The sequence below is a fragment of the Enterococcus sp. DIV1283b genome (assembly GCF_051710965.1).
GTDB lineage: Bacteria > Bacillota > Bacilli > Lactobacillales > Enterococcaceae > Enterococcus_B > Enterococcus_B lactis.
Genome location: NZ_JBIOLR010000002.1, coordinates 50,687 through 65,414 on the forward strand (window position 1 = coordinate 50,687; position 14,728 = coordinate 65,414).

The following is a 14,728-nucleotide window of genomic DNA, read 5'->3' on the forward strand; positions in this document are numbered from 1 at the left end:
AAGTAGATTAAAAATCTATCCATATTCACGGGTCTTTAGATTAATTTTGGCAAATCAAGTCCTAGATTAAGTAAATACGATCACCATTAGATACTCGTTTAATAACATTGACTTTATTGTTTGTTTCTTCAAATGTTCCGTTAGTATAAGTTGTTTGAAAGGCATTATGTATTTATTTAAGAAAGTGAGTTTCTTACTTCAAGAAGCTGTGTGTCTAAGGTATTCACCACTTCGAAAAAGTAGTTCGTGATAGAGAAGGAGCTGACAAGCATTATAAGCCAACTTCAATGTGGAATTATAGTTTAGTAATTCATCGACAATAGCTTTTTTAGTCATAGGATGCTTAAGGAAATAATTATAGCGATAGTGTGAGCTATCTAATAGATAATAATATTTTAGAAATAACTTCCAGTAACATTTGAGTCGTTTATACTTCAGGTGATCTTTTCGGTTCTAGAATATTCAGTGTTATATCGCATTTTTTTGAAAGAATTTCTTTATAGTTGTTTTATGTGATTCCATAGTAAGTTCATTTAGTTTCCTTTTGTATAAACATAATTTTTTGTAATTGAAGCATCAGCTAAATTATTATTTTATTAAATATATTTATGTATTTTTATATAAAAACATATTTAATAAAACGATGTATATGATTTATTTTGTATAGTTAAATTATAACTATATAAACTTAGAAATGATGTAAGAAATTTTAGACCAAACGATTTTCTACAAACTAATGTCCACATTTACAATAATCATGAAGTAAAGGCAATAAATGCAGATAAAAAAACAGTTACAGTAACAAGTATTTTTGAAAATCAAACGCAAGATTATGAGTATGATAAGTTGATCTTAAGCTCTGGTGTCAGGCCCAATTCTTTACCAGTACCTGGGAAGGAGTTGAGTAATGTCTTCTTGATGCGTGGTTACAATTGGGCCACAAAAATTAAAAATAAATTAGAAGATCCAGAAGTAAAAAAAGTAGCAGTAATTGGTGCGGGTTATATCGGGATTGAAGCAGCTGTTGCGTTTTGTAAGTCAGGTAAAGAAGTTACACTTCTAGATATAATTGACCGTCCATTAGGTACTTATTTAGATAAAAAAATGACTGATATTCTAGAAAATCATTTAAAAGAAAAAGGAATCAATGTATTAACTGGATCTAAAATAAGTGCGTTTGTGGGAGATGAAAAGGTCAACGCTATTAAAACTGAAAAAGAAGAGATTTCTGTCGATTTAGTAGTTCAGGCAGCAGGTGTCAAAGCAAATACAGAATGGTTAAGAGGCACAGTTGATGTAGATGATCATGGATGGATTTTGACCAATGAATATCTACAAACAAGTCTTTCAGATGTTTATGCAGTAGGTGATGCTACACTTGCTTACTCAATTCCAGCAAGAGCAAAGATTCCGCTTGCTTTAGCAACCGTGGCACGAAGAGAAGCACGATATGTTGTGAAACATCTTTTTGAAAAAGTACCAAGTAAACCATTCGGTGGAGTTGTTGGTTCTTCTGCTCTAAGTGTATTTGATTATCACTTTGCAACTAGTGGCTTAAATAGTTCAACGGCAGAAAAATTGGGGATAACAGTTGATTCTGTTTATTATGAAGACATGATACGTCCCAAATATGTTCCTGAACAACATGGCAACACAAAAGTTTTTGTGCAGTTATTCTTTGATCAAATGACACATCAAATTCTTGGTGGAGCTATTTTATCAACTTATGATATCACAGCTCAAGGAAATATCATTGCATTAGCTGTTCAACAAAAATTAACTATTGAAGATTTAGCTGAAGCTGATTTCTTTTTCCAACCAGGGTTTAATCGTCAATGGAACGTATTAAACCTTACAGCACAAAAAGCTTTAGGTGAAGAATTATTTACTGAATAGTTGTTTAGTTCCATAGTCACATATTTAATGCAAATAAACTATCTAATTGTGTTATTTATAATATTACTTGAATTGAGAGGTCTAAATATGGAATGGATGAATATTGAGAAAATTAGTAGTTTTATATGGGATGAAAGAGAATCTAATTTTTCTGAAATAAAAATAGATAATTACACTTTAAAGAATATTAATGCAGGTTTGGAAGAAATAAGTGACCTAAAACAAAAGTGTTTAAAAAAATTGTTAAATCAAAAAGACAATTATATTGAAAACGTTATGTTAATACTTGAAACTGAAGCTAAGATTTTTAATATATTAGGCATATTAATTTATTGTGAATTTAATAAAAATAATACTTTGCAAACGTATCAGGAAAAAGAATTTAGGTATGCATTTGTGGATTATATAACTGATATAGAAAATTATGCTCACGCTTATGCTGAATTTGGTATCTTACCTTATTTCTATGATAAAAATGTAAACTCTATGAGAGGTAATTTTATGTAATATGATTGTTATTTATACTTCTACAAGTAGTCTTTCATGTAGAAATACTGTGTCTTGGTTTAGGGGACATGGTATTCCATTTATAGAAAGAAAACTTAATAAACAACCTCTAACACCGGATGAGTTAAAACATATATTGTCATCAACGTGTAATGGATTTGATGATATTATATCTACTAGATCTAAGCTTTATAAAAAGATACAAAAAGATTTTGAAAATTATACATTTGAAGAAGCATTTTATTTAATTTTAAATAATTCTTCCCTTATAAAAAAACCCATTATTATGGAAGGAAAAAGAATGTCTATAGGATATAGTGAAGATAAATTATTACCTTTTATTCCTAAAAATCATAAATAAAAAGTATGGATCTTAAAAGTAGGATCATAGTTCAGTTTGTTAATAATTATTTTTTAAGTTCGTTATCGATGAGTTTGTTTTTTTCAATTTGATTATTACAATTGGTTCTCTCTTTTTTCAACTTAAAAAATAGTGTTAGCAGAAGCTAAGATTGTTTTATGAACATTCTAAAATTTATTTTTACGTATAATAAATAACTATTAATATAAAAGGGAAGTTTTATAGTATTATTCTTTCTATCTTAATTAATAGGAGGTAATTTTATGAATAAAAAATATACTTATATCGGAGGGATAATAGTTGCTATACTTATTTTAATAGGTGGATACTTTATATATGAGAATGAAAGGGAAGAATTAAAACTTGTGAGAGAAGAACAAAAATCTTCTGCTGAAATAAAAAATTTATATAAACAATTATCTATAGGAAATAATATAGAAGATATAGAAAAAAAATTGGGAAATCCATTATTTACGGAATCTTCGAGTGATAGTAATGGAAATGCAACTACTATTTATACATGGGGAAGTAACGAGTTGGGAGAAATCGGCTCTCAATTAGTAGTAAATGTAGAAAATAATAAAATAGTCGAAAAATCGGTTTCTGGATTATATGTTCCTTATGATAACAAAAAATTGATTTCTTCGAATTTATTTGAAAATATTAATATAGATAATAATTATTCTATTGAAGATTCAATTAAACAATTTGGGGATCCAAATAAAATATCTGAATATAAAAATAATAGAGCGGAAACTATTCAGATAATGACATGGGAAACTAATACAACAGGTCCGGTTGGTTCGTACTGCACTATTATATTTACGAATGGTGTAGCAACATCTAAAAATGAAGTTGGTTTAATTTAATTTTTCAATAGAATAGTTCGCTAATTACATCAATTTTTGTAATATTTTTCAGATTAAAAATAAACATTATGAAAAAATATATTTTTTCTGGATATTTGTTGAAACGAACTAATAATATTATTTGTGAATGTCAAAGTGGCTCTTTGTCAAATCGGACTAATAAGGTCATCTATCTATAAACATCAAAGTTAGTAAAAGTTACTAGCTTTGATATTTTTTTATGTGTAGCCGATTAACCTGTTGATTAGAAAAATCTGTAAGCGTATATGGGTGAAACTGCGAAATCCATAAGCAATTCGTTTTAACGTTTTGAGATGCGTGTTAAGATTCGCTAATTTTGCGTTAGAATACTTTTTCGAAAACGCTATTTCATATCTGAAAAAGGCTTTTTTGATGTAGTGAAGTTCCGAGGGAACTTCTTTGGGTATTTTTCGAAGTAGTTGGAAAAAAGTATCTTCACTAGAATTTTTAGTAAATACATTCTTTTATTATTCATAAAATAGAGGAATCTTTTTCATTAATTCTCTGTTTTAGTTGATCAGTAATCATTTTTAGGTCTTGATTTATATGATTATTTGACAGAAAATATATATACTTAAATTGTGGTATTTCTGCATAATCTTTAAGAACATTTCGATCACAGAAGATAATTGATTTCGTTAAAATAGTTGGGAATTGAGTCCAACGTATAATACATCGTATCGTCAACTTCAAATTCTTTTTCAAAAATATAACGAATTAAATTTCCTCGATAAAGAATATGTATTGCTTCATCACGTGCTGCTATAAGAATAAACCTCTTATTTTTTGGTTTCTCTATTAGAGTTGGATAAACTTGTAAACAAAAGTAATCTAAATGTCGTTCCATTAAGGTAAATGAATCAGGATAATATTGTTTTTGCCATTCCAGGATTATATGCCGTAATTGTGTTTTGAGTAACTGTTGCTCAGATGTTAAATACACATGTTTTTTAATAAAAATGATTGTGCATTTAAAATCAATGACAAACTAAAGTTAGATATTGCATATTCAAATTCAAATTTTCCTTTTAAAGGTAACTGGAATTTTTGTTCAAATAATAAGATTAATTTTTCCACGTCTGGAAATAATGTACGAAACCATTTTTGTTCTTTAGTAAAAAAAAGCCTACTAATTTGATACTTGCACGTATTGAATGGCATTAAAACTAATAATAGAGTCAAAAATACTCCTTCATCTAACGGGATTTCTTTTTTGGGAAATGTCTCTTGGTATAAAAAATATACTTGATCAAAATATGGATGCTTTTTCACTGAAGAAAATAGCGGTTCTAAATGAATAGTATAACCAGCTGACATTCGCACAATTGATAAATAAATTCCCTTCATCAATAAATCATGATTGATTTCCATAAATTCATTAGCCAATTCCTTTTGAAATAATTCTATTAAGTTTTGACATTGATACCATAAACTTGGATCAATATATTCATCTAATAAATCACAACGCATCCATACAGCTAAAACATAGTAACGAAAATTCAATTCATTAACTGTTTTAGTTTCTTGATTTTGGATGACAGATATTTTTTCTAACAACTTTTCTACTCTTCTTTTCAATTTAAAGATAGTTGTGGTAGAAAGAAATTCCTGGTATTCTAATTCTGCATAATTCGTTTGATTCAAGCTATATCGCGCACAAATTCTTAAAAATTTCGAATTACTATACATTCTCCGCAAGAGATAATAATTACTTTTCTCTTTTTCTAATTTGAAATACGAAACATATCCGTGCTTATTTGTAAGTTTCATTTTTCCATATAATGTCACATTGATATTTTCTATATCATTGAAGATTGTTTGATTAGAAACTGAAAAACGTTTAGCTAAATCAGATATTCGAAGCTTGTCATTATCCAACAAATATTCTACTAAATTGCCGTAAAATATCCTTCTCTACATATTGTTCAAGCATTAGAAACTCCCCTTTTCCCCACTAATCAACCATACCAATTTTGTAAAATAAAAGAAAATAAAAGAGATTACAGTACTTATTTTTTTTATAATCGAGCTTATAGCATGTGAAAACTATAATAATATGAAAAATAAGTCATAAATAGGCAGAAAAATGGATTGATCACAATATAATTATATAAGAAAAGTTGAAACTTTACTGTAAGTATGCTATAGCTTAAATGAAATGTAATTATCATTAATATGTTAAATATAAAAAAGACGTTCTTCTATCCAAGGTCGTTTTTTATACGCTAATGGGATTAAGCATTTGGGTTACATCATCTGCGTTAGTTATACATTAATAATCATCTAATAAATGATAAACTGAAGTAAGAATTAGATTCATAAGAAGTACTTCGATAATTAACGAAATTATTTTGTCAAACACAGCAAATAGCAAATGTAATAAATGTTACGATGTCAACGGTTAAATCTATCTAAAGTATGTCTTAAATATTACAAAATGAGAAAAATAAAAAAAAAATTACCATGTACTGTATGCTATATTACATATTGATTTAAATTTATTTCTTTTTGGAGGGATAACTATGTGTACAGGAATTACTTATTCAACAAAAGATCACTATTTTGGAAGGAATTTTGATTATGAAATTTCTTATAATGAGGTAGTAAAAGTTACACCAAGAAATTATCTATTAGAATTTCGCAAAGTTAAAAATTTAAATAGTCACTATGCAATGATTGGGATTGCAGCTGGAGTAGCAGATTATCCTCTTTACTATGATGCTACAAACGAAAAAGGACTGAGTATGGCTGGATTAAATTTCTCTGGATATGCGGACTATAAGGAATATCAAGAAGGAAAAGAAAATGTTTCCCCATTTGAATTTATTCCTTATATTTTAGGTCAATGCGCAACTGTAAATGAAGCAAAAAAATACCTAGATAATATTAATTTAGTCAATATTGACTTTAGTAAAGACCTACCTTTAGCCTCATTACACTGGATACTAGCAGATAAAGAACAATCAATCGTTATTGAAAGTATGAAAGACGGAATTCATATATATGATAATCCTGTAGGAGTACTAACAAATAATCCATCATTTGATTATCAATTATTTAATTTAAACAATTATCGTGTATTGTCTAGTGAGACGCCCAAAAATAATTTTTCAGATAAAATTGATTTGCAAGATTATAGTCGTGGGATGGGGGGCATAGGATTACCCGGGGACTTATCATCTGTCTCTCGATTTGTTAAAGCAACATTCACTAAACTCAACTCAGTATCAGGTGATTCCGAATCTGAAAGTATTAGTCAATTTTTCCATATTTTAGGTTCAGTTGAACAACAAAAAGGATTATGTGATGTGGGTGATGGAAAATACGAATATACGATCTATTCATCGTGTTGTAACATGGATAAAGGTATCTATTATTATCGCACGTATGAAAACAGCCAAATTACAGCGGTAGACATGAACAAAGAAGATCTAGATAGTGATAAGTTAATCAGTTATCCAATAATAGAAGAACAACAAATTAAGTATGTGAATTAGATTATTGTTGCTAGATAAGTAAATACTGAAAGAGATACGGAGAAGATTTATGCCTTTTATTGTTTATTTCTTTTTGACTTTTCTTATTATTTATATTCCAATTCCTACTATGCTCTTCTTTTTCTTTCAATTGTCTACTCACTATACAGCTATATCTATCATCTATAAGTTGATTATTCTTATTTTATTAATACTCGATATTAAGTTAGGATATGGATTATTGTACAATCATAAAATTAAAATAAGGAACTATCTTTTTTTTCTTTGCCTTAACTTAGTGGAAGAGCTGATTCATCTTTATTTTTTCTACATTTTCCATAAGAGTATTTTATTTATTCTATGTATTGCTCAATTTCTGATGATTGTCTGTGCATTTTTATTTCCAATCTCAAAAAAATTTAGAAAATATTTATTATAAAAACATACAGTGTTCTATAACGTATGTAAAAGGAGAGCGCTATGTTAGATAAGAGTACGAATTATAAGATGAAATTTTAATGCCAGCTATTGAAGCAAGCTAACGTTAAGGTTATGAGTCAGGACATATAAGACCAGATAAAAAATAACTGGGGAAAATTTCTGAAGGTGAGATTCAGATATGAGATAAAACACTAGTGTCTATTTAGAATATAATCAATTGTGAAATAAGAGAACGCCTTAAGTTTTACTTAGGCGTTTCCTTATTTTTTTCTTCTATTTTATTAAGGTAACGATAGATTGTTGTTCTCGAAACATTCCAACGTTCGGCAATGGTCTTAATTGGGGTACCGCTATCTACTAAGGTTTTAAGTAATTCAAGATCTTGTTTAGCTAGCTTTTCAGGACGACCACCAAATCTTCCTCTTGCTCGTGCGGCAGCGCGTCCAGCCGCCGATCTTTCCAAGATTAAATTACGCTCAAATTCTGCAAAAGCTGCGAAGAGGTGAAACATAAGTTGACCAGTAGAGCTAGATTTATCCATCGTGATATTTTCTTGAAGACTATGAAAACTGACACCTCGTTCATTCAAACGATTCACAATCAAAATCAAATCTTCCATATTCCTTCCTAATCGATCTAAACGCCAAATGACAAGTGTATCTCCAGAACGAACAAAATCGATGGCCATTTCTAATCCTGGTCGATTACTTTTTGCCCCACTCATATGATCGGTAAAAATTTTCTCACAGCCAAATTTATTTAAACTATCTTCTTGTAAATCTAAATTTTGTAATCCGGTAGATACCCGGGCGTATCCTATTTTCAAAAAAATCACTCCTCATTAAAATCTATTGTACCATAACTTTATCAATATAGTTTAATTGAACATAGATTTTGTTATGGGTTTATGAACATGAAATGAATTGATTTCTTGAACAATAAAGCTAAAAAATAAAGTGTCCAGAAATGGCTGATTTTATGAACAATTATTTTGAGATAAAAAGATACGTCTGATCTGATTCTAGTTTTGAATAGTAACAAAAATAAAACGAGATTTTAAACTTTTTTACAATAGCTTGCCTTAGAGTTCACTTTAGGGTTTATGATACTTATATAAAAAGATGTGGAGGTTAATTTTAATGAATATTAAAAAAGCAGCGGAAATGTTTGATTTAAGTGTAGACACACTACGCTATTATGAACGGGTTGGTGTCATACCACCTATTCACCGCAATGAGAGCGGCTATCGGGATTATACTACGAATGATCTTAATTGGATTTATCTAGCAAAAAACTTACGAAATGCGGGATTATCGATCGAATCACTCATTGAGTTTGCTCAATTGGCTCAATTACGTGAAACGCAGAATGTAGAAAAAGCTCAGAAGCAGATTTTATCTGATCAATTAGAAGAATTAGACAAGAAGTTAGCAGAAATGCAGGAAGTACGAGACTTACTTATTTATAAGATAGAAACGTATGATGATCACATCGCAAAATTTAAAGCAGGTGAATTAGAGCCTGATAAAGTCGAAAAACTATGGGAACGAAAAAAATAAAACTTTTTTCTTGCTATGGACTTAACTCCAAGGTTTAGGATAGAACATGTAAAGAAAATTAGAGGAGGAAAACAAGATGCAAACAATTACTTTGAACAATGGCGTAGAAATGCCACAATTAGGATTTGGTGTTTATCAAATTCCATTGGAGAAAACAGCTGAAGCAGTCTATCAAGCCATTAAAACAGGATACCGTCTGATCGATACAGCTTCTATTTACGGAAATGAAAAAGAAACAGGTGAAGGAATCAAACGTGCCATCAATGAAGGCCTAGTCACTCGAGAAGAACTTTTTGTTACTTCTAAATTATTTATTCTTCAAGCACCAGAAGAAAAAGCTGCGGAAACGATTGAACATTCTCTTAAAGTAATGGGGTTGGATTATTTGGATCTTTATCTTATTCATCAACCATACGGAGATATTTATGGTGCATGGCGATCAATGGTTGCTGCTCAAAAAGCAGGAAAATTACGTGCCATTGGGATTTCAAATTTCAAATCAGCTAAGATGATCGAGTTTGTTGGTTTGAATGAGGTAAAACCTCAAATTAATCAAATCGAAGTAAATCCTTGGAATCAAAGAGTTGAAGATCAAGAATGGCATGAAAAATATGGCGTACAAGTGGAAGCTTGGGCACCATTTGCTGAAGGTCGTCACGAACTATTCACCAATCCTGTATTAGCAGAAATCGGTAAACAATACGGAAAGACAGTAGGACAAGTTGTATTGCGTTGGTTAATGCAAAGAGGGATTATTGCTTTAGCAAAATCAGTTCGTCCCGAACGAATGGCTGAAAACATTGATATTTTTGATTTTGAGCTTTCAAAAGAAGATATTGAAAAGATAGCGGCTTTAGATAGGGAAGAATCTGCGTTCTTTGATCATGATGCACCCCAACAAGTAGAATGGTTTATGAATCGGATGTTGGATACAGAAAAATGAGCAAAAATATCCTAATTATTGGTGCTGGTGGTCAGATTCCACAGGTATTAATCCCGCTTTTGCAAGAGCAACCTGATTTACATTTGACTTTATTTGGACGTCATGCCGCTGACTTGCCTTATACAAATGTAACAAAGGTTTCTGGAGATGCTGGAAATTTAACTGACTTGATCAAGGTTATGAAAAACCAAGAGGTCATTTATATGAATTTTGATAATAAAAAAGTAACAGAAATCGTGATCGATGCGATGCATAAAACAGGTGTGAAACGAATCATTCAAGCAGGTGTACTTAGCGTGTACGGTGAAGTTGCAGAACCGTTTGCCATATGGAATAGTCGCATGATGGGAGGGTCAGTCGCGCATAATCGGGGTATAGAATCATTGGAAGTTAGTGATTTGGATTACACTTATATGCGTATGACTTGGCTCTACAATGGGAATCGAAAGGATTATATTGCTAGTCCTAAGGGAGAACCATTTTTAGGTGCTCAAATTACGAGACGTGCCATTGCTCAATTTATAATGGACAATATCACAGAAAAAAGAAATGACATACGAGCAAGTATTGGGTTGTGGGAACCTGGTTCAGAAAATAAATCAAAACCTGATTTTTATTGATAGAAGGATACCAGTTTAACCATTTAGCAAAGTAAAAGTGAATACTGTGGCATCAATCATGAGATAGTTGATGCCGCAGTATTTTTATGGGGAAATAATATGTAAAGAGGGCGATTGAGGTGTTTAAGAAACGGATCTCATACTTTTTAATAACGTTTATAAGCCTCATTATTATTGGATTTATTACTTTACCTAAAATGATAAGCAAAAATCAAGAAGGAGGAGAAACGATGAAAAATTCCAAAACATTGATTGTTTATTATTCACGAACTGGAAATACAAAGGCAGTTGCTGAACTGATTCAAGAAAAGGTTGGTGGAGAGCTTGTACAAATCGAAACAGTAGAAAAAAGACCAACAGATTATCAGAAGGAAGTTGAACAAAATGCACAAGAACAGGAAAGAGAGATCTTACCAGAATTAACAACGACCATTCCTGATTTTGACAAGTACGAACGGATTTTTGTTGGGACACCAACGTGGAATATGGCGTTACCCCAAGCCGTTGTTTCTTTTTTAAATAGCTATGATTTCAATGGGAAAACAATCATACCTTTTAATACACATGGTGGTTACGGTGTGGGTTCAACTTTCAGCCAGATAAGTGCTGGTGCCAATGTACTAGAAGGGTACACTGTAAAAGGTGGAGAAGAGACAAACGGTCTCATGCTTATTATTAAAAATAAAAATAGAGAAAAAGTATCAAAAGAAATTGATACATGGTTAGAAACAATCAATTAAAGAAATAGAAAGAAGTTAGGAAATTTGAACAGAGAAAAATTTGGTGTCATTTTACCAATTACATTATTAGCTTATTTTTTGATATTAATGGATAATTCAATCATTTTTACAAGTTCTGTGCAGATAGGTGAAAGTTTAGGGTTATCTGCTGCGGCACTTTCATGGGTATCAAGTGCGTACACACTCACTTTTGGAGGTTTTTTGTTATTAAGTGGACGTCTTTCTGATCTATTAGGGAGAAAACGTATTTTTTTGATAGGATTACTTATTTTTGGTCTCAGTTCTTTAGTGATTGGGCTATCGCAAACAGCTGAAATGGTCATTATGATGCGCGCGGTACAAGGAATTGGTAGTTCCATTATCGCACCGACAACTTTGGCATTGATTATGGATGCTTATCAAAATAATATGAGGCAACGGGCGATTTCTTATTATGGAGCAACCGCTGGAATTGGCTCAAGTATTGGTTTATTAGTTGGTGGTGGACTGACTAGCTTGATTTCATGGCGTGCAGGATTTTTAATAAATGTTCCATTTACTCTTGTATTATTTATCTTAACATTGAAGTATGTGAATCCTTCAATACGTCGAAAAGAAAAAATCGACTATTTAGGAAGTTTATTTTCTATAATTGGTTTGGTTGGTATTATCTATGGTTTTACTGAAGGAAAGCTTAGCTTCGTAGTTATAGGGATGATCTTTATATGTTTGTTTATTTTATGGGAGCGAAAGACTTCTTCACCAATCCTACCTTTAGCACTTTTTCAAAATAAGATTCGTTCTGGTGCTTATGTGACCCGTCTCTTATTTATGATGGCTATGTTGCCATTTTGGTTCTTCTTGCCACAGATGATGCAAAGTCAATATGGTTTTTCAGCGCTAGAATCCGGTTTCGCTTTTTTGCCACTGACAATTGTTAATTTTATAATTGCGATGCAATTACCGAAGTTAACTTCAAAATTTGGAAACAATAAGATATTACTGATTGGAGAAATCACATTATCTATAGGGTTGATTTTACTTGCAATTTCAAATCCAGAAAATGGTTATTGGCAGACTGTTTTTGTACCTATGATCATACTTGGATTAGGCCAAGGTTTAATTTTAGCTCCAGTAACATCTGCGGGTGTTTATGAAGCACCTGATGAATTGGCTGGTATTGCAAGTGGTGTAACAAACACGATGCATCAAATTGGTGGTCCTATCGGATTATCAGTAATTGTCGCAACAACAACTAATTTTCAGACAGAAATTTGGATAATGACAGTATTTACGTTTATTTCTATATTAGTAGTTGCTCTCTTTGTCAATAATAGAAAATAGGTGTTTTTTATTAAAATTCATCCAAAATGAAAACTGAGATTTAAGATTTGATGAGCAATCAAAATTTTAGATCTCAGTTTTTATAAATTATTCTTATATTTGTCATTTATTACCGAAACATTTTGCCATTTAAATAGAAAAGTGACAATATTTTAATAAAGTTTCTTATTTATTTGAAGAGTCTTTTATGACCTATGCTATAGGGGATTACAGGTCATCGTATATTACTTCATATGTAGGTTTTTTACAACAAATAAGGCAAAATATAATAATTTATAAAGAAAATCCCTATTTTGGTATAATAGAAAAAAAAGATACTGAAGAAGAAGAACAATACAGATTAAGAATTGACAAAAAGTGGAACAAGTTAAAAGTAGATTTACAGGATGTTGATAATTGGGAAAATAAACTTATTACTGCTTTAAACGAAAATAGTGATACAAATATATTAAGACTAAATAATGCAGAAAGAACTAAACTTTCCTACTTTAAAAATATTAGGAATGATGCAGTACATGATAAAACAAATGGAATTACTATAGCACAATTACAATCTTTATGGGAGTTCATAATAGAATATGCACATAGGACTAGAATAGGTGGAGATAAGGAAAGCTTTTTAAAAAACTACCAGGAAATTGCTGAATGGTATAGAAAACCTGGTGATATCCCTGAATATAAATTGAGAGTAATCGAAGAGTCTTTTTATTTATTAACAGAAAAAGAAAAAATAGAAATTCTTAGATTTTTTTATGATAGTTTTCGTAATAGTTTTTCCAATAATATATACACTCTGCACACCAAAGAAGTGTTTAATCACTTATTTGAGGATCACCGATCAGATATGTATAATTTGGTAAGTTCTGACCATGAAATAGCTTTATTCTCCATTTTTGTAATTAATAACTTTGATGTAGCTTGTTTGACATGGAGCAGAGATGATAGTGATTCAGTATTACGACTAAATCGAGAAATGATTGATCAAATAATTAACTTCATTTTCATACAGGATACGACGTTATTAAAAGATAAAATAATTGATTTTATTAATGTTTTATCCGAACCTTATAAACTAGATCCCGTTCGGCCAATTAGTTTACGAAATAAACTTGATTATTTTTTTCGAGAATTGCTTACATTTGAAATACTTGAATTAAAAGAGCTAAAAGATATAGCTAGGGATAGTAATTTAACTGAGATACTTATAGATATTGCATTAGAATCAGTAGAAAAAACATATAATTATACAGGATACAACGGAAGAATAAAAAAAATAGACACGTTTTCATGGGATGATATAAATATAAATATGTATTACATTATTTATATATCAGATTTATTATTAGAAAGTGAGTATAAAGAAAATGAAAGAGTGAAGGAAGTTTTTGAAAGATTAAAAAGATTATTTGAACAGAATAACTCAGGTAAAACTAATAAGGATACGAATTTTCTCTCAAACTTTAGCACTCTATTTGAGAAGCTGAATGATTTTCCTCAATTAAAAAGTACATTAGAAGAATCAATTTCGACTATGGAAATACACCAGTCAAAAGAAGAAAAGAATATAACTTAAAAAAATTGTTGAAAAAAACGATAAGAAAGCCTGAGTTTTCGAATAGTACTTAGTTGATAATTGGTTTGGTATTAGTCTATCAGTAGTTGAGCAACGATTGCTGGCTTTATCATATAATTAAATTAATAATCTAAATTTTTATGAGTCTTAAAATAGAAAGAGGATCAACATTTAACCATTCAAGGTAATTTCATAAATTTGAGAAGTAGTGTCAAAAGAAAAAGTTACATTAAAATATATCGATCTAGCCAAGACGAAATTTGGGTTATCTATTTGTCCAAGTAAGAAAATCTATATTGAATATGGAAAATGACATGATATTTAGTGTTCATACGGTGATTCTAAGGTCATTTAGAATCCATAGGTTATATAGTTGGTCAAACAGGGCGAATCGGAACC

The 14,728-nt window shown here is 30.4% G+C and carries 13 protein-coding genes and 2 pseudogenes; 11 read left to right on the top strand and 4 right to left on the bottom strand.

Annotated elements, in window-relative coordinates:
- Positions 1–61: 61 nt before the first annotated feature.
- The gene (locus IGJ53_RS14480) at positions 62–172 is read right to left on the bottom strand and encodes a hypothetical protein (RefSeq protein ID WP_375379635.1); all 111 of its coding nucleotides are present in this window, start codon (positions 170–172) and stop codon (positions 62–64) included.
- 521 nt (positions 173–693) lie between these two features.
- On the opposite strand from IGJ53_RS14480, the pseudogene IGJ53_RS14485 reads away from it, so the two are divergent.
- The 4 genes and pseudogenes from IGJ53_RS14485 to IGJ53_RS14500 form a co-directional block, all read left to right on the top strand.
- Positions 694–1,896 (top strand): annotated as a pseudogene (locus IGJ53_RS14485) (FAD-dependent oxidoreductase); the annotation flags it as partial.
- Between the two features lie 87 nt (positions 1,897–1,983).
- Positions 1,984–2,403: a hypothetical protein gene (locus tag IGJ53_RS14490; protein ID WP_201064632.1), complete on the top strand. Its 420-nt coding sequence runs from the start codon at positions 1,984–1,986 to the stop codon at positions 2,401–2,403.
- Between the two features lies 1 nt (position 2,404).
- Complete coding sequence (locus IGJ53_RS14495) at positions 2,405–2,764, top strand: Spx/MgsR family RNA polymerase-binding regulatory protein (protein ID WP_201064629.1); 360 nt, start codon at positions 2,405–2,407, stop codon at positions 2,762–2,764.
- Positions 2,765–3,027: 263 nt separating this feature from the next.
- Positions 3,028–3,633, top strand: coding sequence for a DUF3862 domain-containing protein (locus tag IGJ53_RS14500; protein ID WP_201064626.1), 606 nt, complete (start codon positions 3,028–3,030; stop codon positions 3,631–3,633).
- Between the two features lie 218 nt (positions 3,634–3,851).
- Here the strand turns inward: IGJ53_RS14500 and IGJ53_RS14505 are convergent.
- Positions 3,852–4,088 (bottom strand): annotated as a pseudogene (locus IGJ53_RS14505) (transposase); the annotation flags it as partial.
- 499 nt (positions 4,089–4,587) lie between these two features.
- Positions 4,588–5,562, bottom strand: coding sequence for a DeoR family transcriptional regulator (locus IGJ53_RS14510; protein WP_259741915.1), 975 nt, complete (start codon positions 5,560–5,562; stop codon positions 4,588–4,590).
- A gap of 614 nt (positions 5,563–6,176) precedes the next feature.
- Here IGJ53_RS14510 and bsh point away from each other — a divergent pair.
- Entirely contained in the window at positions 6,177–7,151 is a 975-nt protein-coding gene (gene bsh, locus IGJ53_RS14515) for a choloylglycine hydrolase (protein WP_201064622.1), read from the top strand.
- A 664-nt stretch (positions 7,152–7,815) separates the two neighbouring features.
- Here bsh and IGJ53_RS14520 read toward each other — a convergent pair.
- Entirely contained in the window at positions 7,816–8,397 is a 582-nt protein-coding gene (locus IGJ53_RS14520; RefSeq protein WP_438750577.1) for a recombinase family protein, read from the bottom strand.
- A 313-nt stretch (positions 8,398–8,710) separates the two neighbouring features.
- Here IGJ53_RS14520 and IGJ53_RS14525 point away from each other — a divergent pair, with 313 nt between their 5' ends.
- The 6 genes from IGJ53_RS14525 to IGJ53_RS14550 all read left to right on the top strand — a co-directional run bounded on the left by IGJ53_RS14525 (position 8,711) and on the right by IGJ53_RS14550 (position 14,329).
- Positions 8,711–9,130 carry a MerR family transcriptional regulator gene (locus IGJ53_RS14525; RefSeq protein WP_002332330.1) on the top strand — a complete coding sequence of 140 codons (420 nt, stop codon included), beginning with the start codon at positions 8,711–8,713 and terminating at the stop codon, positions 9,128–9,130.
- A 76-nt stretch (positions 9,131–9,206) separates the two neighbouring features.
- Positions 9,207–10,073: an aldo/keto reductase gene (locus IGJ53_RS14530; RefSeq protein WP_201065549.1), complete on the top strand. Its 867-nt coding sequence runs from the start codon at positions 9,207–9,209 to the stop codon at positions 10,071–10,073.
- Entirely contained in the window at positions 10,070–10,693 is a 624-nt protein-coding gene (locus IGJ53_RS14535; protein ID WP_201065548.1) for an NAD(P)H-binding protein, read from the top strand. Before IGJ53_RS14530 ends, IGJ53_RS14535 begins: the two co-directional genes overlap by 4 nt.
- A gap of 230 nt (positions 10,694–10,923) precedes the next feature.
- Positions 10,924–11,433, top strand: coding sequence for a flavodoxin family protein (locus IGJ53_RS14540; protein ID WP_201065546.1), 510 nt, complete (start codon positions 10,924–10,926; stop codon positions 11,431–11,433).
- A 24-nt stretch (positions 11,434–11,457) separates the two neighbouring features.
- Complete coding sequence (locus IGJ53_RS14545; protein WP_201067428.1) at positions 11,458–12,756, top strand: MFS transporter; 1,299 nt, start codon at positions 11,458–11,460, stop codon at positions 12,754–12,756.
- Positions 12,757–12,943: 187 nt separating this feature from the next.
- Positions 12,944–14,329: a hypothetical protein gene (locus IGJ53_RS14550; RefSeq protein ID WP_259742203.1), complete on the top strand. Its 1,386-nt coding sequence runs from the start codon at positions 12,944–12,946 to the stop codon at positions 14,327–14,329.
- The last annotated feature ends 399 nt before the right edge of the window (positions 14,330–14,728 follow it).